This is a genomic window from Limnobacter sp. (genome assembly GCF_036405155.1).
Taxonomy (GTDB): domain Bacteria; phylum Pseudomonadota; class Gammaproteobacteria; order Burkholderiales; family Burkholderiaceae_B; genus Limnobacter.
The window spans coordinates 248,793-273,739 of record NZ_DASWYD010000003.1; the positions used below are offsets into that span (position 1 = coordinate 248,793).

Genomic DNA, 24,947 nt, shown 5'->3' on the forward strand with positions numbered 1-24,947 from the left:
GACGGCAGTCTGTCGATTATCGAACAATTATTGCTGCAATGCAACAAGTTCCCGGAGGGCTTGGTTCACCAGTAGTTTTCAACCGCAATTTCGCCAGGTGAATTGCGTCTTGCTGGAGAAAACCCTTTGTTTTTTAGTGACTTGCGTATATCTGTGACCATCTCTGGGTTGCCGCAAATCATGAAACGGCTGTCGGTCTGTTCAAAAGCCAGTCCAGTCACCTGTTCCAATTCTCCGTTGTCAATCAGTTGCGTGATGCGTTGCGTGAGGCAATTGGCCACCCGCTCACGGGTCACCACCGGTACATAGACAAATCGGCTGTTCAGGTCTGGCACCAGTTCGCTCATCAATGGGTGATCCGTGAACGCCTGAATTTCTGCTTGGTAAACCAGTTCTTCGGCTGTGCGTGCACTGTGCACCAGGATGATTTTCTCGAATTGGTCCCAAGTGGCAGGGTCGTGGAGAATGGACAAGAATGGTGCGAGCCCGGTGCCCGAGCCCAGCAACCACAAATGGCGTCCAGACTCAAAACGCGCCGTGGTCAAAAAACCAAAGTTGGTTTTGTCCACACACACGGTGTCGCCTACCTTGAGCTTGCTCAGGTGCGAGGTGAATGCCCCGTTGGGCACCACGATGGAGAAAAACTCCAGATGCTCGTCAAATGGCCCGGACACCATGGAATAAGCGCGCCAGATGATGTCGGGTTCGCCAGGGATGTTCAGTGTGTTGTCAACGCCCAGCCGTGCGAATTGGCCCGCTGTGAAGCGAAAGCCGTTTGGCCGCGTGCAGGTGAAAGAGAAGAGCTTTCCCGGGACCCACACCCGGATACCGGTGATGGTTTCTCGGGTGTACTTCTCGTCGGGCGATGTCATGGTTGGTGGCCGAGCATGAATGCGCGGGTCACTTTTCCAGGTATTGCAGTTTGTCCTTGACGTCTTTCCAGTCGTCGGCATCGGGCAAATGCGCTTTCATCCGGGTGATGCTGGGCCAGTCTTTGGTCAGATCGGCATTGATTTGGATGAATTTCACCTGGTCGGCTGGCACATCCTCTTCGGCGTAAATGGCGTTCACTGGGCATTCCGGGATGCACACAGCACAATCGATGCACTCGTCCGGATCAATGACCAGAAAGTTGGGGCCTTCACGGAAGCAATCCACAGGGCAAACATCCACGCAATCCGTGTATTTGCACTTGATGCAGGATTCGGTAACAACGTGTGTCATGGCGCAACATCAACAGGTGAAAAATCAAGGCTGCATTGTAATCCATCCCCAAGCGCTTGCAGCGAGAAAGGTTTCCAAATTCATCTAAGGCATGTGGGGAAACCCCAAGCGCAGAGCCGCAGTCTATTTCCTATAATCCAAGCATATTCACTATTTCTGGATTCGCTTGTGACCCATCCCGCTGACGAATTTGACACCAGTGCAGCCCGCGAGGCCATTTTCAAGCGAACCCGTGCCTTGCAGGGCAGGCCAGACACCCGAAAGCCCCATGAAGCCCAGTTGGCCCGGGAATACATGGAACAGCACCGTCGGGGCCCCCAGCCGTCGCCTGTGGATGACGTGGTGGCCCTGTTCGTTGAAAAGTCCAAAGCCATGCTGTGCTCGGTGGACCGGGTTGCCACCCTTGAAGAGGCCGTCAACAGTTGCCGGGATTACCTGGCGCACCAAGGACTGGTTGCACAGGGGGAGGCGGTGATATGGCCCTCATTGAAGCACCTGGATTGGAGCGCACTGGGCATGCCAGTGCGATGGGGGGCGCCCACGGGTGATGACCGTGTGGGCATTAGCGGCACCGCATTTGCTGTGGCTGAAACCGGCACGCTGGTGTTGGCCAGCAGCCCCGAAACACCGACCAGCACCCATTTGCTGCCCGAGACCCACATCGCCCTGGTGCATGAACATCAAATTGCACACACCCTCGAAGATGTGTTTGCCCGGATGCGGGCCCAAGGCATGGCCATGCCACGCGCTCTGAACTGCGTATCCGGGCCGTCTCGCACCGCCGATATTGAGCAAACGATTGTGTTGGGCGCACATGGTCCGTACCGGGTTCACCTGGTCATCATCAAGGAAGCCTGATGAGCAACCGCAGCCGGCGTGAATTTGTTCAAAACAGTTTGGGTTTGGGTGCAGGTCTTCTGGTGGGGGCACAAGCCCCGGCGCAGGCGCAGGCCCCAGCGCAGGCTGAAACGGCAGCGCCTGCCGTGGTCAAAACCATCAAGCCCACCGTGCTGAAGTTTCAAAGTACGTGGCCCACACGGGATATTTTCAACGAGTTTGCGCAGGACTTTGCCAAGAAGGTCAACGACATGTCTGGCGGCGAGTTGCGCATCGATGTGTACCCCACCAACAGCATTGTCAAAGCTTTCGGCATTCAAAATGCGGTCCACAAAGGCCAGTTGGATGGAGGCCACGGCGTTCCCACCTACTGGCACGATCGCCACCCGGCATTTTCATTGTTCGGCAGCGGCCCAAGTTTCGGCATGGACTCCAATCAGGTGCTGGCCTGGTTTCAATACGGCGGCGGTCAGCAGCTCTACGACGAGCTGGTTCAGAAAGAAATGAACCTGAACATTCAGGGTTTTCTGTACGGCCCATTGACTGCACAGCCCTTGGGTTGGTTCAAAAAGCGGATTGACGCCCTGAAGGACATGGAGCACCTGCGCTTTCGTGCGGTGGGTTTGGCGGCTGATGTGTACCGCGAGTTGGGCGCAAACCCCACTGCCTTGCAGCCAGCTGACATTGTGCCCTGGCTGGACAAAGGTCTGATCGATGCCGGAGAGTTCAACAACCCGAGCTCGGACCGTGCATTGGGTTTTCCAAATGTCACGCCAGTGTGCATGATTCGCAGCTTCCACCAAAGTTGCGAAGTGTTTGAGGTGATTTTCAACAAAAGCCGGTTTGACAGCCTCTCGTTCCCCCTGCGGTCCATCATCCGCTATGCGTTGCAGGCGTCTTCCTCCGACCTGAGCTGGAAAGCGGCGGACCGTTTTTCCAACGACTATGAAGACATGCGCCGCAAGCAGGGTGTGCGTTACTACTACACACCCGAAGACATTCTGAAAGCCCAACTGAATGCGTGGCGGAAAATCATTGCAAAAGAGTCTGCAGCCAGCCCTATTTTCAAACGCATCATCGATTCGCAAATGCGGTTTGCAAAAAGAGTGGTTGGGTTTGAAAACGATGTCACCCCGTCTTCAAAAATGGCTTATGACTTCTGGTTCAGGGCTACCTGAAATTCGCCAATTCCAACGGGCAGTGCAGTAAACTACAGGCTTGTTAAACACCACGAAGAGTGCACCATGTCTGACATTCACGCCCATCGCACCCACAACCTGTCGCTGGACGAGGCAAAAAAAGTGGCGCAAAAGCTGGTGGACCAACTTGAAAAAGAATTTCAGCTGGAAAGCCGCTGGGTGGGCAATACCTTGAACTTCACACGGTCTGGGGTCAAAGGCACCCTGGACGTGACGGACAAAGACGTGACGCTGGACATTTCCTTGGGCTTCATGCTGAAGGCATTCAAGTCCAAAATTCAAGCCGAAATCGACAAAAACCTAAGCAGTATGTTTGCTTAAAAAGTGGTTCACACTGGGGTACAGCAGCCAGAACCCCAGTTTGGCCCGTTCGATGGAACGAATACGGCGTGACTCGGCCATGAAGCTCCACATCATCGGGCTCACGCGTTCTTTCACAGCAAGCCTGGACAAGCGTGGTGGCCTTTGCAAGTGGTAGGCGTCTGCAACCGCATCAAAATAGTTGCCCATTTTGCAGGGCTCGCTGTCGCAGGCATTGACCACCCGCCACGCACCACCCTTGAAATTGCACCACACACTCAAGCGTCCCAAGTCCAGTTCATGAATGTGGTTGGACCATGAGTCTTCCGTGTCCACAATCGCCGGTGTGCCGGCACGAATGCGGTCCAGTGGCAAACGGGTGTTCCCATAAATGCCTGGTGCACGCAGAATGTGCCCACTGTGCCCCAAGAGGCTGGCCAGGCGAACCTGCTGTTCAGCGTGGACCCGTCGGCGGGCCCTGTCCGATTGCGGGTTGACGGGTGTGCGTTCATCAATCCATTGGCCCGCAGCGTTTCCATACACGCCGGTTGTTGAAATGTAGGTGAGGTGCAGGCGCGGTTTATGCCAGGCCTGGTTCCGGGCTGCAGCGTACAAGGCCAGCCGCTTTAGCGTGGTGTCCACGGGTTGCGATGTGTCGGGTGCAGCCATCCACAACACTCGGTGGGCAATGCTGAGTGCCTTTAGCAGGTCACGTGTGTTGTTCAAGTCGCAGGGCAGGGCCTGTGCGCGATGCTGGCGAATGCGCATCCGCTTGTCCACACCAGCCTCCCCAGGTCTGCAAGTCGCGATAAAATGCCGCCTGGTGTCATGGTTCAACAGCGCAAAACCCACCTGGCCACACCCGGCGATCAATAGTCGTTGTCGGCGAAACAGGCGTGGCTTGACCCGGCTGAAAAACCCGTTGGGTGCATGGTTTTTTTTGAAGGCAGCAGTTTGATGATTCACAGCGTGAGTATTGTTCCCAGTCAACGGCAGTTTGAGTGTGAGGCCGATGAGCCCATCCTCACCGCCGCCCTGCGCGCTGGTGTTATTTTGCCATACGGCTGCAAGGACGGCGCATGCGGCTCCTGCAAAGCCGAGCTGGTGGATGGCAAAGTGGACTATGGCCACTACCAGTTGCGCGCGCTGCCCGATGAAGAAAAGGTTCGCGGCAAAGTCCTCACCTGTTGCGCAAAACCGCTGGGTCCGGTTCAACTCAAGGTTCGCGAGTTGTCAGGCTTGGGCGATATCCCGGTGAAAAAAATGCCGTGCCGCTTGCAGAGCATCGAGAAGCCTGCTGCCGATGTGGCCGTGCTCAAACTTCAGTTGCCTGCCAACGAGGTGCTGCAGTTTTTGGCTGGGCAGTACATTGAATTCATTTTGCGGGATGGGTCGCGTCGCAGTTACTCATTGGCCAACGCACCCTATCAGGAAGGCGGCATTGAACTGCACATTCGCCACATGCCCGGTGGCCTGTTCACAGACCATGTGTTTGGCGCGATGAAAGAGCGGGAAATATTGCGCTTTGAAGGCCCGATGGGCACCTTCTTTTTGCGCGACGACCCCAGCAAGCCAGTCATCCTCTTGGCCAGCGGCACTGGTTTTGCACCCATCAAGTCGTTGCTGGAACAGGCGTTTTTTAAAAACAACACACGGCAGTTTACGTTGTATTGGGGCGCACGCACGCGGGCCGATTTGTACATGGCGCAGCTGCCCGAACAATGGGCCAAAGAGCACAGCAACTTCACCTTTGTGCCGGTGTTGTCACACGCCACACCCGCTTGCAACTGGGCTGGCCGAACGGGTTTTGTTCATCACGCGGTGATGCAGGATTTTCCGGATTTGTCCGGTCACCAGGTGTATGCCTGCGGCGTGCCAATCATGGTGGAATCGGCTTTGAAAGACTTCACGACCGTGTGCGGTCTGCCCGAGGATGAGTTTTACGCCGACGCATTCACCTCAGAAGCCGACAATCACGTTCAGGACTCGCCCAAATAAGCTTCACGCACGCGTGGGTCCCGAATCAAGTCACTGGCCTTTCCGTGAAAGTCGATCAGGCCTGAGTCCAACACGTAGGCCCGGTCGGCAATCTGAAGTGCCATGTTGGCGTTTTGTTCCACCAGCAGCACCGTCAAGCCTTGCGCGTGGATGGACTTCACCACATCGAAAATCTTCTCAACCATGATGGGTGCCAGGCCCATGCTGGGTTCGTCTAACAGCAACAAGTCTGGCCTCCCCATGATGGCCCGGCCCATGGCCAACATTTGTTGCTCTCCACCGCTCAGTGTTCCTGCGGATTGTTTGCGGCGTTCTTTCAAACGGGGAAACAACGTAAACACGCGTTCTTTGTCTTCTTGAATGCCTGCACTGTCGTGGCGGCAGTAGGCCCCCAAGTCCAGGTTTTCTTCAATCGTCATGCGGGCAAAAACGCCGCGGCCTTCCGGCACCAACGCCATGCCCAAAGCCAGGCGTTGGTGCGCAGCCAACGCTTTTAAGTCGACTGAATTGTTGTAAACAGCACGCTGTGCCTGAAAGGGCAGTAGCCCAGCCAGCGCTTTGAGTGTGCTGGTTTTGCCTGCACCGTTACAGCCAATCAGGCACACCAGTTCGCCGCGCATCACCTCGAACGACAATCCCTTCACGGCTTGAATGCCACCGTAATGAACTGTCAATTGGTCAATCGATAAAATCGGGCTCATGCCATGCGCCTGACCTTGCTCTGCGGACTCAAGTGGCATGGTGTGTACCTCCCAAGTAAGCCTCAATCACGGCAGGGTCTTTTTGAACGGTGGCGGGTTGGCCTTGCGCAATCACCTTGCCATAATCCAGCACGGTCACCGTGCTGCAAATGCCCATCACCAGTTTCACATCATGCTCAATCAGCAACAGGGTTTTGCCGTCCTTGGCAATGCGCAGCAGCAGTTCTTTCAGTTGTACTTTCTCCGATCCATTCATGCCCGCTGCCGGCTCATCCAGCGCCAACAGGCTGGGGTTCATGGCCAAGGCCCGCGCAATTTCAAGCCGACGCTGGTGCCCATACGACAGCTCCGAGGCCAGGTAATTCGCATATTGCGCAATGCCCACGTAATCCAATAACCGAAGCGATTCTTCCTTCAAGCGCCGTTCTTCGGCACGCTGTGAAGGCAAACGCAACACCGCACCCAGCACGCCTGCCTTGCTCTGGGTGTGAAAACCCACCATCACATTTTCAAGCACAGTCATGGTTTGAAACAGGCGGATATTCTGGAATGTGCGTGCAATACCCAGTTTGGCCACATCACTGGGGTTGTGCGGAAAAAAGCGGTGCCCCTTGAATTCGAAGTGCCCTTCATCGGGTGTGTACAAACCGGTGATCAAATTGAAGCACGTGGTTTTGCCAGCACCGTTGGGCCCGATCAAGCCGGTGATGGTGCCCTGAGCAATGTCCAGGTTCACCGCATCCACAGCGGTTAAACCACCAAACCGTTTGGTCAACCCGCGAATGCTCAATAGCGTGTTGTTCATGCAGCAGCCTCCGCATGTGAGGGGCTGTTGCGCCCCTTGCGTTCCGGCCACAAGCCTTGGGGTTTGTACAACATCACCAACACCATGGTGAGCCCGTATATCAGCGAGCGAATGATTTCCGCATCCACCAACACCTCACCAAACAACTGCTCTTGAAGCGGGGCCACCACGTGGCGCAGCATCTCCGGGAAACCCGACAGCAACACCGCACCCAGAATAACGCCGGGTATGTGACCCATGCCACCCAGCACCACCATGCACAGCACAATGACGGATTCCATCAAGCCAAACGACTCGGGGCTGATGAAACCCTGAAACGCTGAAAACATGGCGCCGGAAACGCCACCAAAAGATGCACCCAACGCAAATGCCAACAGCTTCACATTGCGGGTGTTGATACCCATCGCCTTTGCAGCAATTTCATCGTCGCGTATGGCTGTCCAGGCACGGCCCAAGCGGCTGTCCTGCAATCGCAGGCTAACCACCATGATGATTAGCACCAGGACCAGAAAAAGGTAGTAGTACAAGTGCAGGGCGGGGATGTCGATGCCGAACAGGTGAACGGTTTTTTCAAACCGGATGGTGCCGATGCGAACGGGCTCAATCATGTAAATGCCTTGAGGCCCATTGGTGATGTTCACCGGTGCATTCAGGTTGTTCATGAACAAGCGAATGATTTCGCCAAACCCCAAGGTGACAATGGCCAGGTAGTCGCCCCGCAGTTTGAGCGTGGGTGCGCCCAGCAACACACCAAACAATCCAGCCACTGCAGCACCCATGGGAATAATCAGCCACAGGGACACGTGCAGGCCGTTGGGGAACAGGGCGGCAATCCATTCAAAGTTGTCGGTGAGGTGGGGGGAATTGAGCAAACCGTACAGGTAGGCCCCAACGGCGTAAAACGCGATATAGCCCAAGTCCAGCAGGCCAGCAAAGCCCACCACAATGTTCAGGCCCAGTGCCAGCATCACGTACAGCAAAGCCACGTTCACAATACGCAGCCAGCTGTTGCCCATGTTGCCCACCACCCACGGCAAGGCAAGCAGTGCAACAGTCACCAACAAGAGGCCAGCGATTTGTTTGCCAAGGTTTTTGTTCATCATGCGCGGTCCGACACCTTTTCACCCAACAACCCGGACGGCCGAACGGTGAGCACCAAAATCAGCACTGCGAAGGCAAAAATATCCTGGTAGTTCGAGCCCAAAAACCCGCCGGTTAATTGGCCCAGGTAACCAGCGCCCAGGCTTTCCACCAAGCCCAGCAGCAAACCGCCCAGCATGGCGCCATAAATATTGCCGATGCCCCCCAGCACAGCCGCTGTGAAAGCCTTGAGGCCCGGCAAAAAGCCCATGTAGAAATGCGCCACCGAGTAATTGGCGGCCACCATGACGCCGGCCACACCAGCCAGTGCAGCACCAATCATGAAGGTGGCCGAGATGATGGCATTGGGGTTGATGCCCATCAGGCTGGCAATGGCCGGGTTTTCTGCAGTGGCCCGCATGGCTTTGCCCAGTTTGGTGCGGTTCACCAGTGTGGTGAGCCCCACCATCAACAGGGACGATAGCACCACAATCGTGAGTTGAACGGGCGTGAGTGAAATGGTTCGCGCGGGCGCGTCGGCCACAGCGTTGTGAAAGGTGAAAAGGGTGATCGGGTCTTGCGACAGCGTGGTGGGAAAGATGAGGTAATTGCGGCCCCAAATGATCATCGCCAACGTCTGCAAGGTGATCGACACACCAATGGCAGAAATCAGGGGGGCCAGCCGAGGGGCTGTTCGCAGTGGGCGATAGGCCACTTTTTCCACCGTGAAGCTGACGGCCATGCACACCGGGATGGCCGCCACCATGCCCAAGGACAACAGCAACCAGCCCGGTAAATCGGGATTGACGCCTGCAATCGCAGAGATGGCGCTGAACGCCACCATGGCGCCCACCATCACCACTTCACCGTGGGCAAAATTGATGAGCCCCAGCACGCCATACACCATGGTGTAGCCCAAGGCCACCAGCGCATAAATGCTGCCCAATACCAAGCCGTTGATGATCTGCTGTATGAGTGTGTCCATGAATCCGATGCGTGTCCCCAACCACTGGATGTTCAACCGGATAACCGTGCAAAGTGGCTTAAACCTTGCTTCCGGAAGGGTGTGCTTTTTTTGAAGGATAGTACAAAGGATGCATTTGCTGCGAGAAGCCAATCAGAAACGGGCCAGTTAATTCGACCCTTGCCAGCAGTACCGCCTTTGATGCTACATTGAAAGAAGAAGCAAATTCGATTCCATTCACAACACACAAATTCGGGGGAAGCAGAATGCGCAGTTTGAACAAACCCACACTGATCGGCTCGGCAGTATTGGCAGCAATCGGCAGCTTGGCCATGGTTGGCACAGCACAAGCCAAAGACGTGATCGTCAAGATTGGCCACATTGCGCCGCTGTCAGGCCCACAGGCCCACTACGGCAAAGACAACGAGCAGGGTGCACGGTTGGCCATCGACGATTTGAATGCCATGAAAATTCAACTGGATGGCGGCACTGCCAAGTTCGAGTTGGTGGCTGAAGACGATGCAGCCGATCCCAAAACCGGTGCAATCGTTGCGCAGAAATTGTGCGACATGAAAGTCAATGGCATTGTTGGTCACTTGAACAGCGGCACCACGGTGCCAGCATCCCGCATTTACCACGACTGTGGCATTCCACAAATCACACCCTCGGCCACCACGCCCAAAATCACCAAGCAGGGCTTTGACTCTGTGTTCCGCGTGATTGCGCACGATGGTGTGTTGGGCGTTGCCCTGGCCAAGTTTGCCACCACCGATTTGAAAGCCAAGAAGTTTGTGGTGATTGATGACCGCACTGGCTATGGCCAGCCTCTGGCCGATATTTTTGCCAAGCAGGTACAAGCGGGTGGGGGCCAGGTGCTGGAGCGCCAATACACCAACGACAAAGCCACCGACTTCGCCGCCATTTTGACCTCGGTAAAAGCCAAAAACCCCGATGTAATTTTTTACGGTGGCATGGATGCACAAGCCGGCCCCATGTTGCGCCAGATGAAGCAGTTGGGCATCAAGGCCAAGCTGATTGGCGGCGACGGCATTTGCACCACCGAGTTGAGCAAGCTGGGGGGTGACAATGTGGGTGACAACGTGATGTGTGCCGAAGGTGGCATGGCTTTGTCCAAAATGCCTGGTGGACCCGCATTCGAAAAGCGTTACAAGGATAAATTCAAGTCAGACATCCAGGTGTATGCACCGTTTGTTTACGATACCACCATGACCATGGGGATGGCAATGAAAGAGGCCAAGTCGGCTGATCCCAAAAAATATCTGCCCAAGTTGAAAACCATCAGCTACAAAGGCGTGATTGGCACCATCACCTTTGATGAAAATGGCGATGTGAAAAACGCTCCGGTGACCGTGAACACCTATGGTCCCAAGGGCAAAACACCACTCACCATCATTCAATAATGGTTGGTTGATCAACGTTTGGTGTAAAACAAAACCCCGCAGGGCCCAAGCCACTGCGGGGTTTTTTTTATTCGGTACTGCGCTGTGGTATTACAGGGACAGAACCCAAGCCACCAGTTTCTTGGCTTCTTCGTCGGTCACGTTTTGAGCGGGCATTGGGATTTGACCCCAAGTGCCTTTTGTACCGTGCTTGACCTTCTCGGCCAGTGCGGCAGGCGCAGCCTTGTCACCCTTGTACTTGGCGGCCACATCCTTGAATGCAGGGCCTACCACTTTCTTGTCCACTTGGTGGCAAGACAAACAGGCCTTGCTCTTGGCCAGCGCTTCGTCTGCACTCGCGGTCAACGGCAGCGCTGCTACCAAAGCGGCCACGGCCAACACACCCATTTGCTTCTTCATCATCAACTCCTCACTCTGTGACGGTTTTCATTTCTAGTAACGGTTCGGAACGTATTCTGGCAGACATTGGTCTGTTTTGTCATGCGGCAAACTGGATTTTTTGCTGCCTGTTCAATGAATTGCCCGTGTATGGCTCAATACCGGCAAAATCAGGAAAAGTTCCCGGTTTGTGAACGGGCGTGCCAAAACCGGTTCGCGGCGCAGTGTGGCCTGATGAATTGACACAGGCCTGACGGGCACCAAACGGCACTTGCAAGGTCAGAGGGTACAATGACGCCAACGCGTTGCCTTCCGACCCTGTTCAACGAGATCCCCAATGTTTGTTCATCCAGAGTTCAACCCGGTCGCCATCCAAATCGGCCCCTTGGCCGTCCGTTGGTATGGCCTGATGTACCTCGCCGGTTTTATTGCCTTCATCACCTTGTCCAAACGCCGTCTCAAGTTCTTCCCGGCCATCAAGGAGCTCGACGTGGACAACTTGCTCACCTGGGGTGTTCTGGGCGTGATTCTCGGCGGGCGCTTGGGCTATGTGTTGTTTTACAAGCCCGACTACTACCTTCACAACCCCACCGAAATTTTGGCGATTTGGGAAGGCGGCATGTCTTTCCATGGGGGCTTTCTGGGCGTTTTGCTGACCTGCCTGATTTACTGCAAAGTCAAAGGCTGGAATTTTTTTGACTTGATGGATTTTGTAGCACCCTCGGTTCCACTGGGCTTGGCTTTTGGCCGCTTGGGCAACTTCATCAACGGTGAATTGTGGGGACGCCCCACCGATGGCTGGTGGGGCGTGGTGTTTCCGCAGGCCGGTGATTTGTTGCCCCGTCACCCCTCCCAGTTGTATCAAATGAGCCTGGAAGGTTTTGCCTTGTTTGCCTGGCTGTGGTGGTTTTCGTCCAAGCCCCGGTCTCGCGCAGCCATTTCAGCCTGGTTCATGATGGGGTATGGTGGCGCCCGTTTTATTGTGGAATATGCCCGTGAACCCGACCGGTTCTTGGGCACCTTGTCCCTCGGCCTGTCGATGGGGCAGTGGTTGTGTCTGCCCATGATTTTGCTGGGCTTGGCCTTGCTGGTGTGGTCGCGCGGCAAACCCACCGCGCTCCAAACCATGGCGCCCCAATCTTAAAAACCGGTGATGGCCTTGTAAATCATCGACAAGGCCACAAAGGTGAGCAGCACAGCAAACACCCGCTTGATACGCCCCACAGGCAGGCTGTGGGCCAGCTTGGCACCCCGTGGGGCTGTGAGCATGCTCATCACGGCCACGCAGGCCACTGCCGGCATGTAGATGTAGCCCAATGAACCAGCCGGCATGCCCTCAAGGTGCAGGCCGTTGATGATGTAGCCCATGCTGGCGAACACCGCGATGGGAAAACCCAGCGCAGCGGATGTGGCCACCGCGTTGCGCACTGGCACATTGCTCCACACCATGAACGGGACGGAGAGAAACCCGCCGCCAGCGCCCACTATGCTGGACACCCCGCCGATGACACTGCCCACACCCACCATGCCAGCAGCACCCGGTAGGGTGCGAGACGGTTTGGGTTTTTTGTCAGCAAACATTTGGTAAGCCGAAAAAATCACAAAAACGCCAAAACTCAGCGCCAGCTCTTTGGTCGGCAGGTACGAGACAATTTTGGAGCCGATAAATCCACCGATCAAAATCCCCGGGGTGAGGAATTTAACGATGTCCCAGCGAATGGCGCCCGCTTGGTGATGGGCCCGCATGCTGGAAATGCTGGTGAACACAATGATGGCCAGCGACGTTGCAATGGATGCATGCACCACATGGTCTGCAGGCACGCCCTGTTTGTGCAGAAGAAAGCTGAGGAACGGCACAAGAATCATGCCGCCGCCGATGCCCAGCATGCCGGCCAGTACACCGCTGAATACGCCCAGCACCAGCAGCGCAGCGATGAAAATAGGATCAATCATGGAGTGTTGGATATTTGAAGAATGAAAGAGACTGACCCATTTGTCCGTTTGCCATTGGTCAGTTTGCCCAACGGTCATTGTCCAATAAAAAAAGCGCCACCTTGAAGGGTTGGCGCTTTTTTTGTATTAGGGTCTCTGCCAGTGGTGCGCTGGTCCGATCCCTGAACCTAAGGTTCAAGTGGGTCGCAGTGTCAGAGTCTTCAGGTTTCCCAGACAGAAGTGGGAATCACACCGACTCGTAAAAAATCCGCAACCGGGATCACAGATATTGGTTCACGGAATGCTGACCAACACAGACACGGCAGAGATGAAACAATCAGAACAGGCTGGCATTCTTTGGGGCTTCGCCGGGTGTCAGGCTTGCGTCCACCAGTTGTTCAATAGCCTCGATTTTACGCTCAATCGATTCAATGTCCAGCCCTAAAACAGGTTTGTCTTGATTACTTCCTGTGAGGGATTCGTGCGCGATCTGCAGGGCAGCCATCACCGCGATATTGTCCAAGCCCACCACACGGCCTGAATTGCGGATGCTGGTCATCTTGGTTTCCACGATATTCACAGCTTGCTGCAAGGCGGCACGCTCTTCGGGTTTGCAGGAAATGCGAAATTCCCGGCCCATCAGCTTCAGCAGAAGAGTGTCCACTTATTTCTCCGAGTTCAGTTCGAGTTCAGGAAACCACTGGTTCAGCATCTGGTTGATTTGCCCCTGGGCATGGTCCACCTTTCGGCGTAGTTGCTCATTCTCGCGGGACAATTGCTGGACTCGTTCTTGGGATTTGTGCTGCTCATGCCGGCTTTGCTCCAGGGCCTTTGCCAAGGTGCTTACCTTGTCCTGTAGTTCATCCAGTTTTGCAAGCAGAGATTGCGCCATTGGGCTCACTCCATCGAATGTTGGGTCTCAAACTGCCATGACCATGACTATACAACCGGAAAACCCTGATTGGGCAAGGTCTTCCGATAGAAAATTGATCTTAGACCTTAAATTGTGACAATCCGAGCACGTCCTGCATGTCGTACAGACCGGTGGGCTTGTCCATCAGGTATTGGGCTGCGCGAATCGAGCCTTGGGCATAGGTCATGCGGCTGGACGATTTGTGGGTGATTTCAATGCGTTCGCCCATGCCTGCAAACAACACGGTGTGGTCACCCACAATGTCCCCACCCCGAATGGTGGAAAATCCAATGGTGCCAGCCTCGCGTTCACCGGTAATGCCCTCACGCGCAAACACACCGACCTCGTTGAGCTTCACGTTCAAAGACTTGGCAATCACCTCGCCCATGCGCAGGGCAGTGCCTGATGGCGCATCCACCTTTTTGTTGTGGTGCGCTTCGATGATTTCAATGTCATAGCCTTGCGACAGTATTTTTGCAGCCACTTCCAGCAATTTGAATGTGGCATTCACGCCAACGGCCATGTTGGGCGACCACACCATGGACACCTTCTGTGCCGCGGCTTTGACGGCATCCATTTGTTCACCTTCAAAACCCGTGGTGCCGATGACCGCTTTCACACCCAGTTTGGTACACACCTTGAGGTGCTCAAGGGTGCCCGCCGGGCGCGTGAAATCAATCATCACCTGCGCCTTGGACAAGGCGGTCTCGATCTGGTCCGTGATGGTCACGCCTGTTTGTATGCCCATGAAGTCGCCGGCATCTCTGCCCAGCGCGGGCGAACCGGCCATGTCGAATGCACCCGCCAAGGTGCAGGCAGGGTGGTTCAATACAGCTTCAATCAATGTTTTGCCCATGCGGCCTGTGGCGCCGGCGATGGCAATTCGAATGGCTTCAGTCATAAATAGTCAGCATGCAAGTCAGTTGAGGACAGGGGCTTTTTCGGTGCCCGTTACATTGCCAGAGCCCGAGGCCGCTGGTGTTTCCTGTTGTTGGGTGCTGGTTGGGCTCGGCTTCTGCTCTGGTTTTGATGCAGGGCTAACCGGTGCAATCGGACGTTTGATGCCACTGGAAGGGCCCGTCAAAAACTCCGCTTGGTCGGTTGGCAGGTTCTCGCCACCATGGCGAGCCAGCTTATCGTTTTCAAAAATGCAGGTGTAACGGAACTGTGCAAACGATCCATCAGCCCGGTTCAGGCGATACACATAATCCCAGCGGTCGGCGTGAAAAGGGCTGTTCAACAGCGGGGTCCCCATGATGAATCTCACCTGGTCCTTCGTCATGCCGATTTGCAGGCGTTGTGTTTCCTGTTCGGTCACAAAGTTGCCTTGCTGAATGTCAACCTTGTAGGGTTTGATGAACTGCGGCACGTAACTGGTGTTGAGGTAAGAACAGGCGGAGGCCGACAGACACAGCGCAATACCGGCGAGCCGATTCAGACGTAAAATACCCATGGTGGTCAAATCATCATAGAAAGGATGAAACCGGACCTGAATGCAAGGGAGCAACAAAGCCCACTCGACCCGCCCGCCAAAGACGTTATCATAAGCTACTTGCACGCAACAAAAGACGAGACGGACCCAAACTCATGACAACAGCCACCGACCTTAAAAGCATGGGCCTGAAGGCAACCCTGCCCCGAATGAAAATTCTGGAGCTGTTTCAAAGCGGCCAACACCGTCACCTCAGCGCGGAAGACGTCTACAAGCTCTTGCTTCAAGAAGACCTGGACATTGGCTTGGCCACGGTGTACCGCGTGTTGACCCAGTTTGAGCAGGCTGGCCTGTTGGCGCGTCAGCATTTTGAGACGGGTAAGTCGGTGTTCGAGTTGAATGAGGGTGAGCATCACGACCACCTGGTGTGCGTGCAATGCGGCAAAGTGGTGGAGTTTTTTGATGCTGAAATTGAAAAGCGCCAAAAAGCCATTGCGAAAGAGCGCGGTTTCGACCTGCACGACCATGCTTTGGCGCTGTATGGGTCATGCACGAAAAAAGACTGCGAGAACCGCCGAAAGCCCTAGCCTCAAGCGCCTGCCGATTCAATCATTTCCGAGGCTGCAGTGCGGGTGGCCTCTGAAATGCTGACGCCGCCCAACATGCGCGCCACCTCCTGAACCCTTTCGTTTTTGTCCAGGCGACGAATCTGCGAGCGTGTGGTGCCCGATGCAATGTCTTTGGACACCTTGAAGTGGTGATGCCCTTGGGCGGCCACTTGGGGCAGGTGTGTGACACACAGCACCTGTTTGTTTCCTGCCAATTGACGCAGGTACTTGCCCACCGTTTCAGCCACGGCGCCACCAATCCCGCTGTCGACTTCATCGAATATCAGCGTGGGCACCGGTGTGCTGGTGACGGTGTTGACCGTGATGGCCAGGCTGATGCGGGCCAATTCGCCACCCGACGCCACTTTCTGGATGGGCTGTGGCGTAACGCCCGGGTGGCCTGCCACGCGAAATTCAATCACATCGCTGCCGGTGGCTGAGGCAGGGCCCGGCTGAACCTCCACCACGAATTGTCCACCTTGCATGTTGAGGGATTGCATGGACTGCGTCACTGCGGTCGACAGCGCCTTGGCCGCACCCAAGCGTGCCTGGGTCAGTTGATGGGCTGCGGTGGTGTAGGCGTCCTCGGCTTTTTTCAATTCCAGTTGCAGGCGTTCCACGTCAAAGCCTTCTTCAAGCCCTTGAATTTCCGCTCGCACCAACGCCAGTTCCTCGTGCAGCAATTCGGGTGGAAGGCGCAGTTTTCGGGCGGTGTCGTGCCACAGCGCCATGCGGCTTTCCACCTCGGCCAAGGTGTCTGGGTCCAGGTCGGTGTGTTTGATGTAGTGGGCCAGTTCATAGCTGGCTTCGCGCAACAATATTTCGCCGTCGGTCAGGTTTTTGACCACCGATTCGAGTTGTCCATCGCGACTGGCCAGCGCGCCCAATTGCTGAATAAGGTGTGACAGTTGGTCGAGCACTGCACCTTCGTTGTCGGTCAACGCTGCGTTGGCGGCCTGCGTGCCTTCTATCAACTCTGCGCCATGGCTCAAGCGGTCAAAGTCGGCACTCAAGGTTTCCCATTCCCCTGCTTTGGGGCCGACTTTGTCCAGCAGGTCCAATTTCCAGTGCAGGTTTTCCAGCCGCGCCGCACGCTCGTTTTGACTGCTTTGCGCTTGCTGGAGGTGCTTTTCCGCCTGTCGCAAAATTTTGTAACGTTGATTGACAGGCTCAAGCAGTGAGCCCAACTGCGCAAAATCATCCAGCAAGCGCAATTGCTCACCGGGTTTTGCCAAGGTTTGAAACGCATGCTGACCGTGAATGTCGATCAGGGTTTCAGAGAGTTGTTTCAGCAAGGAGGCAGGCACCGGGGTGCCATTCACATAGGCTTTGGAACGGCCCGCACTGTCGATAGCCCTGCGAAGGTGTAATTCACCTTCGCTGCAGTCAATGCTTTGCTCATCCAAAATGGCCTGTGCAGCCGGGTTGAGCTCAAACACAGCGGTGATGTTGGCGCGTTCACTGCCTTCGCGAACTTGTGAGGCATCAGCCCGGGCACCCAGGCACAGTGACAGGGCATCAATCAAAATCGATTTGCCCGCCCCGGTTTCGCCAGACAGCACCGACATGCCTGCGTCAAATTGCAGGTCCAGTTTGTCGACAATGACAAAATCTTGAATGGTTAAACTACTTAGCATGTCCGCTGTCTCGAAGTCCTCGTGTGCGATGGCCTACTTCCGTGGGGGTGGCGCTCCAGTGCAGTTTTTGGCGCAGCATCGCGAAATAATCGTAACGGCCCGGGTGTAGCAGGTGAATGGGTTTCTCCGACACTTCAATGCGCACTTGGTCGCCCACCTTGGCCCGCTCATTGGTGTGCATGTCAAAGTGCACACCGGTTTGTTTGCCACCCGTGACCGTGATGGTAATGCTGCAATGTTGCGGCAAGGCGATGGGGCGGTTGGTGAGTGCATGCGGTGCAACCGGTACAATCACGATGCCAGCCAGGCTGGGGTGAAGAATGGGGCCGTCGGCCGACAGGGCATAAGCGGTAGAGCCGGTGGGGGTCGAGACAATCAAGCCATCGGCCCGAAGGTCATACATGAAGTGGCCATCCACTTCCACCCGCAACTCCACCATGCCACCCACAATGCCGCGGCTAATCACCACATCATTCAAGGCGATGTGGTCCGCAATCACTTTTCCATTTCTCAACACTTGCCCGGTCAGGTAATGGCGGCTTTCAGCGATGGAGTCGCCATTCAATGTATCAATCAGGGTTGGGTCAATGTCGTCGGACCGAATGTCCGTCAGGAAACCCAGGCGCCCTTGATTAATCCCGAGCAACGGAATGTTGGTGTCGGCCAGCTTCCGGGCGTTGCCCAAAAAGGTGCCATCGCCACCCATGATGACGGCATAGTCTGCTTTCTTCCGGATCTCTTCAATGCTCGCAAACTTGAAACCAACAGCCTGCTGTTTGGCCGCTGTCATGTTGCGTGCATTCAGCATGCTGTCGCTCACCAGCACCTTGAACTGGTTGTTCAGCAATAGCTCCACGACATTGCGCCAGCTGTCCTGGCGATGGGAGGCCCCATGTTTGGCAAACACTGCAATGCACTTGCCTGGTGTTTTTGGCATTCTGAAGGTCCCGAATTTGTCGTAAAGTGTCGAAATAGGCTTAATCGTATCGCAACGTGCATTTGAAGTGACACCCATGATTGACGAACGGGGACGTTCCCTCCTGAAAACCCTGGTTGAACGCTACATTGCCGAGGGCAGCCCGGTGGGCTCACGGGCGCTGTCCAAGTATTCAACCCTGGATTTGAGCCCGGCCACCATTCGAAACGTGATGTCCGATCTTGAGGAGCTGCGACTGGTGGCCTCGCCGCACACCTCGGCAGGCCGCATTCCGACACCGCAGGGCTACCGCATGTTTGTGGATTCGCTGCTCACGGTGAAGCCTTTGGAGCAGGACGTCAAACAGGTGCTGTCTGGCGGTATTCAGCGTGATGACCCCAGTCGAGTGCTGAGCAAAGCGGTCAACTTGCTGTCCAGCCTGTCCTCCTTTGCCGGGGTAATTACCTCGCCCAAGCGCTCCGCTTTGTTTCGTCAGGTGGAGTTTTTGGGGTTGTCAGACCGAAAGGTGCTGCTGATCATCGTAACGCCCGATGGCGATGTACAAAACCGCATCCTGATTGTCGACAAGCCTTACACACAGTCTGAGTTGACCCAGGCAGCCAATTTTTTCAATCAGCATTTTTCTGGCTTGAGCTTTGCGCAGGCCCGGGAACGTTTGACCGAAGAGCTGCACCAGATCAGCCAAGACATCAGTGCGTTGATGCAGGCTGCGGTGAATGCAGGCACGGAAGCAGAGCAGAGCCAGCAGGAGCATGTGTTGCTGTCGGGCGAACACCGCTTGCTCGATGTGCAGGACCTGTCCACGGACATGGACCGCTTGCGAAAATTGTTTGGCGTTTTCGAACAACGCACGGCATTGATGCGTTTGCTGGAAAGCTCCAACCGCGCCCAAGGTGTACAGATTTTTATCGGGGGTGATTCCAGCCTGGTGCCCATGGAGGAAATGAGCGTGATTTCGTCGCCATACTCCATCAATGGCGAGGTGGTTGGCACCTTGGGCGTGATCGGGCCCACCCGGATGGCCTACGAAAAGCTGATTCCGATTGTGGACATCACCGCCAAACTGGTGTCTTCGGCGTTGTCGGACCCCAACTAAAGGTTATCCAATCACCTTGCTTGGGCGTGCAAAGCGGGCAGGCTCACCTGTTGCGCTTTTTGCGTATACTCGTTGACTTGTTGTCATCCTGTTCCGCAGTTCATCCCCATGCGCACTGAAGCCCCATTTCGTCACGGTACACCCCAAAAAACTGCTGTCCTGCTGGTCAACCTCGGCACGCCCGACGCCCCGGACGCCCCGTCACTTCGGCGATACCTCCGGGAATTCCTGTCGGACCCGCGTGTGGTGGAAATTCCCCGCTTGGTGTGGTGGATGATTCTGAACCTGTTCATTCTGCCCTTCCGGCCCAAGAAGTCGGCGGCCAAATACGCCACCGTGTGGACCGAGAAAGGCTCACCATTGTTGGCCATTGGTCACCAACAGGTGGCGCGCCTGTGTGAGGGGTTTAAAGACCGCCGCTGGGAGGTCAAGGTTGAATTGGCCATGCGTTATGGCAACCCCTCGGTGGCCAGCAAAATGGACGAATTGCGGGCGGCTGGTTATGACCGGGTGTTGGTGTTCCCGCTGTACCCCCAATATGCTGCGGCAACCACGGCATCCGTGATGGATGCGGTGTTTCAATGGGCTGCGCCGGTTCGCAACCTGCCCGAGCTTCGCTTCGTCAAGCACTACCATGACCACCCGGCCTACATTCACGCCCTGGCTGACAGTGTATTGGCCCATTGGCGTGCGCACGGTCGCCCAAATTTTGACGGCGGCGATGTGCTGCTCATGAGTTTTCATGGTGTGCCCGAGTTTGCTCTACTCAAAGGCGACCCCTACCACTGCGAGTGCCACAAAACCGGGCGCCTGTTGGCAGAAGCCTTGGGTTTGGAGAAATCCAATTACCGGGTGACCTTTCAAAGCCGGTTTGGCAAGGCCAAATGGCTGGAACCCTACACCGATGCCACCTTAAAAGCCCTGGGGCAGGCGGGCACCAAACGCATTGATGTGATTTGCCCCGGCTTCATGGCCGATTGCCTGGAAACCCTGGAGGAGATCAACCAGGAAGGCCGCGAAGATTTCCTGCATGCCGGGGGTGGCGAGTTTCATTACATTGCCTGCTTGAACGACAGCGACGGTGCAGCCGCCATGCTGTCGGAAATTGTGGCCCAGCACCTTCAGGGTTGGCCGGTGGACATGGGCTATGAAGAAGCCATGGCCGCTGAATTGGCTGCCAGCCGCCGCTTGGCGCTGGCCATGGGTGCCCGGGACGGCCAAAGCACCTAAACCCGTGAAATTGCCTTAAAAAATTCAATCAAAGACCCTTGAAATAACAGGGTCTATCCCCACCTCCGGACAATGTTGGGCGGAACCTCGCCCCAAGTTATTGATTCGGAGGAAAAAAAGATGTCAGAGCCGACTGGAAAGCCGACTCCCGAAGAACACGTTGGGCAGGACGACGCTGTGTCGCAGCCTCAGCAGTCCACAGAAGCTGCCGATCAACCTGAAACTTCCGAAATGGATCAACTGCGTGCGCAGTTGGCCGCCGCACAGGATGAGGCCGCCAAAGCCAAAGAGGTGTACCTTCGCCTGGCCGCTGACATGGAAAATCTCCGCCGCCGTACCCAAGAAGACGTGGCCAAGGCCCACAAATTTGCCATCGAAGGGTTTGCCGAAAGCCTGCTGCCTGTGCGTGACACGCTTGAAATGGCGCTGACTGTCGAAAACCAAACTTTTGAAGCCCTCAAAGAAGGCGTCTCAGCCACGTTGCGTCAGCTTGAGGCGGCATTTGATCGCAACAAGGTGAAGTTGATGAATCCGGTGGGCGAGAAGTTTGACCCCAATCAGCACCAGGCCGTGGCCATGGTGCCCGGCAATTCGGTGGAGCCGCCAGTGGCTGCCAACCATGTGGTGGCGGTGCTGCAAAAAGGGTATTTGCTCAATGAACGTGTATTGCGCCCGGCCTTGGTGTCGGTGGCGCAATAACCAGCGCACACATCGCAGTTTTTAAATTGACAAGGGCTTGAATTGACTGGGTAAAACCCCACATCAGGCTTAAGCAGACATTCAACAGACATTCTGGAATACGGAGAAATCATGGGAAAAATCATTGGTATCGACTTGGGGACCACCAACTCTTGCGTGGCCGTGTTTGAAGCCGGCGGTTACAAGGTGATCGAAAACTCGGAAGGCGCCCGCACAACCCCTTCCATCATTGCGTACATGGAAGACGGTGAAATCACCGTGGGTGCGCCGGCCAAGCGTCAAGCCGTGACCAACCCCAAGAACACGCTGTATGCGGTGAAGCGTTTGATCGGTCGCAAATTTGGCGATGCCGAAGTGCAGAAGGACATCGGATTGATGCCCTACAGCATCATCAAGGCTGACAACGGTGATGCTTGGGTGCAAGTTCGTGACCAGAAGTTGGCACCACCCCAGGTGTCTGCCGAAGTGCTGCGCAAAATGAAAAAAACCGCTGAAGACTATCTCGGCGAGGAAGTGACCGAGGCCGTGATCACGGTGCCTGCTTACTTCAACGACAGCCAGCGCCAAGCCACCAAAGACGCTGGTCGCATTGCCGGTTTGGACGTGAAGCGCATCATCAACGAACCCACGGCGGCGGCCCTGGCGTTTGGTATGGACAAGAGCGAGAAGGGCGACCGCAAGATTGCTGTGTACGACTTGGGCGGCGGTACATTCGACGTGTCCATCATTGAAATTGCTGACATTGATGGCGAAAAGCAGTTTGAAGTGTTGTCTACCAATGGAGACACATTCCTGGGTGGTGAAGACTTCGACCAGCGCATCATTGACCACATCATTGACGAGTTCAAGAAGAACAACGGCGTTGATTTGTCCAAAGATCCGATCGCGCTGCAGCGTATCAAGGCTGCGGCCGAACGCGCCAAGATTGAATTGTCTTCGTCGCAGCAGACCGAAATCAACGAACCTTACATCGCGATGGCCAACGGTGCACCCGTTCACCTGACCACCAAACTGACCCGTGCCAAACTGGAAGCCTTGGTGGAAGACTTGATTGCCCGCACCATCGAGCCTTGCAAGATTGCGCTGAAAGACGCGGGTGTATCTGCAGCCGACATTGATGATGTGATTCTGGTGGGCGGTCAAACTCGCATGCCCAAGGTTCAGGAAGCGGTTAAAAACTTCTTTGGCAAGGAACCCCGCAAAGACGTGAACCCAGACGAAGCCGTGGCCGCTGGTGCAGCCATCCAGGGTTCGGTGTTGAGCGGTGACCGCAAAGATGTGCTGCTGCTGGACGTAACCCCATTGTCCCTGGGCATCGAAACCATGGGTGGTGTGATGACCACCATGATTTCCAAGAACACCACCATTCCGACCAAGTTCAGCCAGGTGTTTTCCACCGCCGATGATAACCAGCCTGCAGTCACCATCAAGGTGTACCAAGGCGAACGCAAAATGGCGGCCGACAACAAGAGCCTGGGTGAGTTCAACCTGGAAGGCATTCCACCCGCACCCCGTGGTGTGCCACAAATTGAAGTGACCTTTGACATTGATGCCAACGGCATTTTGCATGTGTCGGCCAAAGACAAGGGCACCGGCAAAGAGAACAAAATCACCATCAAGGCCAACTCCGGATTGTCGGAAGACGAGATCCAGAAAATGGTGAAGGATGCAGAAGCCAACGCTGCCGATGACGCAAAGCGCCGTGAACTGGCCGAAGCCAAGAACCAAGCCGATGCACTGGTACACAGCACTCGCAAGAGCTTGGGTGAATACGGCGACAAGCTGGAAGCCGGTGAGAAGGAAAAAATTGAGGCTGCTTGCAAGGCTTTGGAAGAGGCTGCCAAGGGTGAAGACAAAGACACCATTGATGCCAAAACCAAAGAATTGGCTGAGGCCGCCCAAAAGCTGGGTGAGAAAATGTACGCCGACATGCAGGCTGAGCAAGCAGCGGCTGGTGCCGCCGCGGGTGCAGCGGGCGGCGCGGCTGGTGGTGGTGCCGAGTCTTCATCCAAGGCTGACGCCGACGATGTGGTCGATGCCGACTTCAAGGAAGTGAAAGACAAGTGATGCGGCACAGCGGGTTTTCTTCGGAAAGCCCGCCTTGTTCAAAGGGCGACCACCGTTTTTCGGTTCCGCCCTTTTTGTGTAATTGGAGGCTCATGGGTTGAGCCTTCTCCCCAACGAGACAGACATGGCAAAACGGGATTTTTACGACATTCTGGGTGTACAAAAAAACGCCACCGATGATGAGCTGAAAAAGGCTTATCGCAAAATGGCCATGAAGTACCACCCGGACCGCAACCCAGGCAATGCCGACGCAGAAGCCAAATTCAAAGAGGCCAAAGAGGCCTATGAAATGCTGACTGATCCGCAGAAGCGCGCTGCCTATGACCGCTATGGTCATGCTGGTGTCGATCCGAACATGGGTGCCGGTGGTGGCGGTGGTGCTGGTTTCTCGGACTTCTCGGAAGCCTTTGGCGATATTTTTGGCGATATTTTTGGCGGTGGGCGCAGTCGTCAGTCCAATGTGTACCGGGGCTCCGACCTGAAGTACAACATGGAAATCACCTTGGAGCAGGCCGCCAAAGGATTTGATACGCAAATCCGTGTGCCCACCTGGGACAACTGCGGCACATGCCATGGTTCAGGTGCCAAGCCCGGTACCAAGCCTGAAACCTGTTCCACCTGCGGTGGCGCTGGTGCAGTGCGCATGACTCAGGGCTTTTTCAGCGTGCAACAAACCTGCCCCAAGTGCCATGGCACCGGTAAGGTGATTCCATCGCCCTGCCCAGATTGCGACGGCGTAGGCCGCAAGAAAACCACCAAAACCCTGGAAGTGAAAATTCCTGCCGGTATTGATGACGGCATGCGGGTGCGTTTGAGCGGCAAGGGCGAGCCCGGTGTGAATGGTGGACCGGCAGGCGACTTGTATGTGGAGGTACACCTGAAGGAACACGCAGTGTTCCAGCGGGATGGCGACGACTTGCATTGCGAAATGCCGGTGTCCTTCGCGACAGCGGCGTTGGGTGGCACCATTGAAGTGCCCACACTGGGCGGCAAGGCATCTTTCGACATTCCCGAGGGCACTCAAACCGGCAAAACCTTCCGCCTGCGCGGGAAGGGCATCAAGGGTGTGCGGTCTTCCATTCAGGGCGACTTGTTCTGCCACATTGTGGTGGAAACACCGGTGCGTTTGTCCGACCGACAAAAGGAATTGCTGCGCGAGTTTGATAAAAGCTGCGAGGCTGATGGTGATAAACACTCACCCCGTGCCAAAAGCTGGATGGACAAGGTCAAGGATTTCTTTGGTTGATGGTGCTTAAAGTGCGGTGTCCTGAGCGGCACTGCGCACAGCTACCTCGCCTTCGCGGTGTATGGAATGCGGCACTGCGCAATTACCTCACCCTTGGCGACGGCCAATCTGTGGTTCAAAACCTGAGCCTCGCGACCGCTGAGGTCGACCCTCCAAAAGTAACGGTCGGGAATCGACCTCTGAACTTGCCCGGTGGGCAAGTTCACCGCGCCTGCTCGTCACGGTTTTGCAGATTGTCCTGAC

At 55.6% G+C, this 24,947-nt stretch carries 28 protein-coding genes and 1 other RNA gene; 12 read left to right on the forward strand and 17 right to left on the reverse strand.

The genetic code is table 11. The features are described from left to right. Window positions 1–65: 65 nt before the first annotated feature. Window positions 66–872 carry a ferredoxin--NADP reductase gene (locus VGE55_RS03720; RefSeq protein ID WP_331130371.1) on the reverse strand — a complete coding sequence of 269 codons (807 nt, stop codon included), beginning with the start codon at window positions 870–872 and terminating at the stop codon, window positions 66–68. A 28-nt stretch (window positions 873–900) separates the two neighbouring features. Further along, window positions 901–1,224 (reverse strand): ferredoxin FdxA, encoded by a 324-nt coding sequence (fdxA, locus tag VGE55_RS03725; protein ID WP_256764114.1) that lies wholly within the window; start codon window positions 1,222–1,224, stop codon window positions 901–903. Window positions 1,225–1,392: 168 nt separating this feature from the next. On the opposite strand from fdxA, the gene VGE55_RS03730 reads away from it, so the two are divergent. The 3 genes from VGE55_RS03730 (at window position 1,393) to VGE55_RS03740 (ending at window position 3,581) form a co-directional block, all read left to right on the forward strand. Further along, complete coding sequence (locus VGE55_RS03730) at window positions 1,393–2,082, forward strand: lactate utilization protein (RefSeq protein WP_331130372.1); 690 nt, start codon at window positions 1,393–1,395, stop codon at window positions 2,080–2,082. After that, on the forward strand, window positions 2,082–3,239 hold the full coding sequence (locus tag VGE55_RS03735; protein ID WP_331130373.1) for a TRAP transporter substrate-binding protein: 1,158 nt from the start codon (window positions 2,082–2,084) through the stop codon (window positions 3,237–3,239). The genes VGE55_RS03730 and VGE55_RS03735 overlap by 1 nt, the downstream gene beginning before the upstream one ends. 66 nt (window positions 3,240–3,305) lie before the next feature. Then, window positions 3,306–3,581, forward strand: a complete 276-nt coding sequence (locus VGE55_RS03740) for a polyhydroxyalkanoic acid system family protein (RefSeq protein ID WP_331130374.1) — start codon at window positions 3,306–3,308, stop codon at window positions 3,579–3,581. On the opposite strand, the gene VGE55_RS03745 is transcribed toward VGE55_RS03740, so the two are convergent. After that, window positions 3,561–4,340: an SDR family NAD(P)-dependent oxidoreductase gene (locus VGE55_RS03745; RefSeq protein ID WP_331130375.1), complete on the reverse strand. Its 780-nt coding sequence runs from the start codon at window positions 4,338–4,340 to the stop codon at window positions 3,561–3,563. The genes VGE55_RS03740 and VGE55_RS03745 overlap by 21 nt on opposite strands. A gap of 177 nt (window positions 4,341–4,517) precedes the next feature. Here VGE55_RS03745 and VGE55_RS03750 point away from each other — a divergent pair, with 177 nt between their 5' ends. Beyond that, window positions 4,518–5,558: a CDP-6-deoxy-delta-3,4-glucoseen reductase gene (locus tag VGE55_RS03750; protein WP_331130376.1), complete on the forward strand. Its 1,041-nt coding sequence runs from the start codon at window positions 4,518–4,520 to the stop codon at window positions 5,556–5,558. Here the strand turns inward: VGE55_RS03750 and VGE55_RS03755 are convergent. The 5 genes from VGE55_RS03755 to VGE55_RS03775 are packed head-to-tail and all read right to left on the reverse strand — an operon-like array spanning window position 5,540 to window position 9,442. Beyond that, window positions 5,540–6,259: an ABC transporter ATP-binding protein gene (locus tag VGE55_RS03755; protein WP_331130412.1), complete on the reverse strand. Its 720-nt coding sequence runs from the start codon at window positions 6,257–6,259 to the stop codon at window positions 5,540–5,542. The two genes, VGE55_RS03750 and VGE55_RS03755, sit on opposite strands and share 19 nt — an antisense overlap. 28 nt (window positions 6,260–6,287) lie before the next feature. Continuing rightward, window positions 6,288–7,064 (reverse strand): ABC transporter ATP-binding protein, encoded by a 777-nt coding sequence (locus VGE55_RS03760; protein ID WP_331130377.1) that lies wholly within the window; start codon window positions 7,062–7,064, stop codon window positions 6,288–6,290. After that, window positions 7,061–8,164 (reverse strand): ABC transporter permease subunit, encoded by a 1,104-nt coding sequence (locus VGE55_RS03765; protein ID WP_331130413.1) that lies wholly within the window; start codon window positions 8,162–8,164, stop codon window positions 7,061–7,063. The genes VGE55_RS03760 and VGE55_RS03765 overlap by 4 nt, the downstream gene beginning before the upstream one ends. Then, complete coding sequence (locus VGE55_RS03770) at window positions 8,164–9,129, reverse strand: branched-chain amino acid ABC transporter permease (protein ID WP_331130378.1); 966 nt, start codon at window positions 9,127–9,129, stop codon at window positions 8,164–8,166. Before VGE55_RS03770 ends, VGE55_RS03765 begins: the two co-directional genes overlap by 1 nt. Window positions 9,130–9,187: 58 nt before the next feature. Beyond that, the gene (locus VGE55_RS03775) at window positions 9,188–9,442 is read right to left on the reverse strand and encodes a hypothetical protein (protein WP_331130379.1); all 255 of its coding nucleotides are present in this window, start codon (window positions 9,440–9,442) and stop codon (window positions 9,188–9,190) included. On the opposite strand from VGE55_RS03775, the gene VGE55_RS03780 reads away from it, so the two are divergent. After that, entirely contained in the window at window positions 9,375–10,529 is a 1,155-nt protein-coding gene (locus tag VGE55_RS03780) for a branched-chain amino acid ABC transporter substrate-binding protein (protein ID WP_414674950.1), read from the forward strand. The two genes, VGE55_RS03775 and VGE55_RS03780, sit on opposite strands and share 68 nt — an antisense overlap. Window positions 10,530–10,619: 90 nt before the next feature. Here the strand turns inward: VGE55_RS03780 and VGE55_RS03785 are convergent, their stop codons facing one another. Further along, entirely contained in the window at window positions 10,620–10,928 is a 309-nt protein-coding gene (locus VGE55_RS03785) for a c-type cytochrome (RefSeq protein WP_256764434.1), read from the reverse strand. Window positions 10,929–11,244: 316 nt separating this feature from the next. Here VGE55_RS03785 and lgt point away from each other — a divergent pair, with 316 nt between their 5' ends. Continuing rightward, complete coding sequence (gene lgt / locus VGE55_RS03790; RefSeq protein WP_331130381.1) at window positions 11,245–12,051, forward strand: prolipoprotein diacylglyceryl transferase; 807 nt, start codon at window positions 11,245–11,247, stop codon at window positions 12,049–12,051. Here the strand turns inward: lgt and VGE55_RS03795 are convergent. From VGE55_RS03795 to VGE55_RS03815, 6 genes are all read right to left on the reverse strand, one after another. Then, entirely contained in the window at window positions 12,048–12,860 is an 813-nt protein-coding gene (locus VGE55_RS03795) for a sulfite exporter TauE/SafE family protein (protein WP_331130382.1), read from the reverse strand. The genes lgt and VGE55_RS03795 overlap by 4 nt on opposite strands. A gap of 128 nt (window positions 12,861–12,988) precedes the next feature. Continuing rightward, a non-coding RNA gene (gene ssrS, locus VGE55_RS15050) (6S RNA) lies at window positions 12,989–13,171 on the reverse strand. Between the two features lie 5 nt (window positions 13,172–13,176). Continuing rightward, complete coding sequence (locus tag VGE55_RS03800) at window positions 13,177–13,503, reverse strand: cell division protein ZapA (RefSeq protein WP_331130383.1); 327 nt, start codon at window positions 13,501–13,503, stop codon at window positions 13,177–13,179. Next, entirely contained in the window at window positions 13,504–13,731 is a 228-nt protein-coding gene (locus VGE55_RS03805) for a hypothetical protein (protein WP_331130384.1), read from the reverse strand. 100 nt (window positions 13,732–13,831) lie between these two features. Further along, on the reverse strand, window positions 13,832–14,653 hold the full coding sequence (gene dapB / locus VGE55_RS03810) for a 4-hydroxy-tetrahydrodipicolinate reductase (protein ID WP_331130385.1): 822 nt from the start codon (window positions 14,651–14,653) through the stop codon (window positions 13,832–13,834). Window positions 14,654–14,671: 18 nt separating this feature from the next. Continuing rightward, the gene (locus VGE55_RS03815; protein ID WP_331130386.1) at window positions 14,672–15,205 is read right to left on the reverse strand and encodes an outer membrane protein assembly factor BamE; all 534 of its coding nucleotides are present in this window, start codon (window positions 15,203–15,205) and stop codon (window positions 14,672–14,674) included. 134 nt (window positions 15,206–15,339) lie between these two features. On the opposite strand from VGE55_RS03815, the gene fur reads away from it, so the two are divergent. After that, window positions 15,340–15,771 (forward strand): ferric iron uptake transcriptional regulator, encoded by a 432-nt coding sequence (gene fur / locus VGE55_RS03820; RefSeq protein ID WP_331130387.1) that lies wholly within the window; start codon window positions 15,340–15,342, stop codon window positions 15,769–15,771. 2 nt (window positions 15,772–15,773) lie between these two features. Here fur and recN read toward each other — a convergent pair whose 3' ends face one another. Together recN and VGE55_RS03830 are read right to left on the reverse strand one after the other, a co-directional pair. After that, a complete protein-coding gene (gene recN, locus VGE55_RS03825; RefSeq protein ID WP_331130388.1) occupies window positions 15,774–17,429 on the reverse strand; it encodes a DNA repair protein RecN in 1,656 nt (551 codons plus the stop codon). After that, window positions 17,419–18,366 (reverse strand): NAD(+)/NADH kinase, encoded by a 948-nt coding sequence (locus VGE55_RS03830; RefSeq protein WP_331130389.1) that lies wholly within the window; start codon window positions 18,364–18,366, stop codon window positions 17,419–17,421. The genes recN and VGE55_RS03830 overlap by 11 nt, the downstream gene beginning before the upstream one ends. 79 nt (window positions 18,367–18,445) lie before the next feature. Here VGE55_RS03830 and hrcA point away from each other — a divergent pair, with 79 nt between their 5' ends. The 5 genes from hrcA to dnaJ all read left to right on the forward strand — a co-directional run bounded on the left by hrcA (window position 18,446) and on the right by dnaJ (window position 24,704). Further along, a complete protein-coding gene (gene hrcA / locus VGE55_RS03835; RefSeq protein ID WP_331130414.1) occupies window positions 18,446–19,462 on the forward strand; it encodes a heat-inducible transcriptional repressor HrcA in 1,017 nt (338 codons plus the stop codon). Between the two features lie 108 nt (window positions 19,463–19,570). Further along, on the forward strand, window positions 19,571–20,692 hold the full coding sequence (gene hemH, locus VGE55_RS03840) for a ferrochelatase (RefSeq protein WP_331130390.1): 1,122 nt from the start codon (window positions 19,571–19,573) through the stop codon (window positions 20,690–20,692). A gap of 120 nt (window positions 20,693–20,812) precedes the next feature. After that, the gene (gene grpE, locus VGE55_RS03845; RefSeq protein ID WP_331130391.1) at window positions 20,813–21,391 is read left to right on the forward strand and encodes a nucleotide exchange factor GrpE; all 579 of its coding nucleotides are present in this window, start codon (window positions 20,813–20,815) and stop codon (window positions 21,389–21,391) included. Window positions 21,392–21,502: 111 nt separating this feature from the next. Then, complete coding sequence (gene dnaK, locus VGE55_RS03850; RefSeq protein ID WP_331130392.1) at window positions 21,503–23,458, forward strand: molecular chaperone DnaK; 1,956 nt, start codon at window positions 21,503–21,505, stop codon at window positions 23,456–23,458. Between the two features lie 124 nt (window positions 23,459–23,582). Beyond that, entirely contained in the window at window positions 23,583–24,704 is a 1,122-nt protein-coding gene (gene dnaJ, locus VGE55_RS03855) for a molecular chaperone DnaJ (protein ID WP_331130393.1), read from the forward strand. Window positions 24,705–24,947 lie beyond the last annotated feature (243 nt).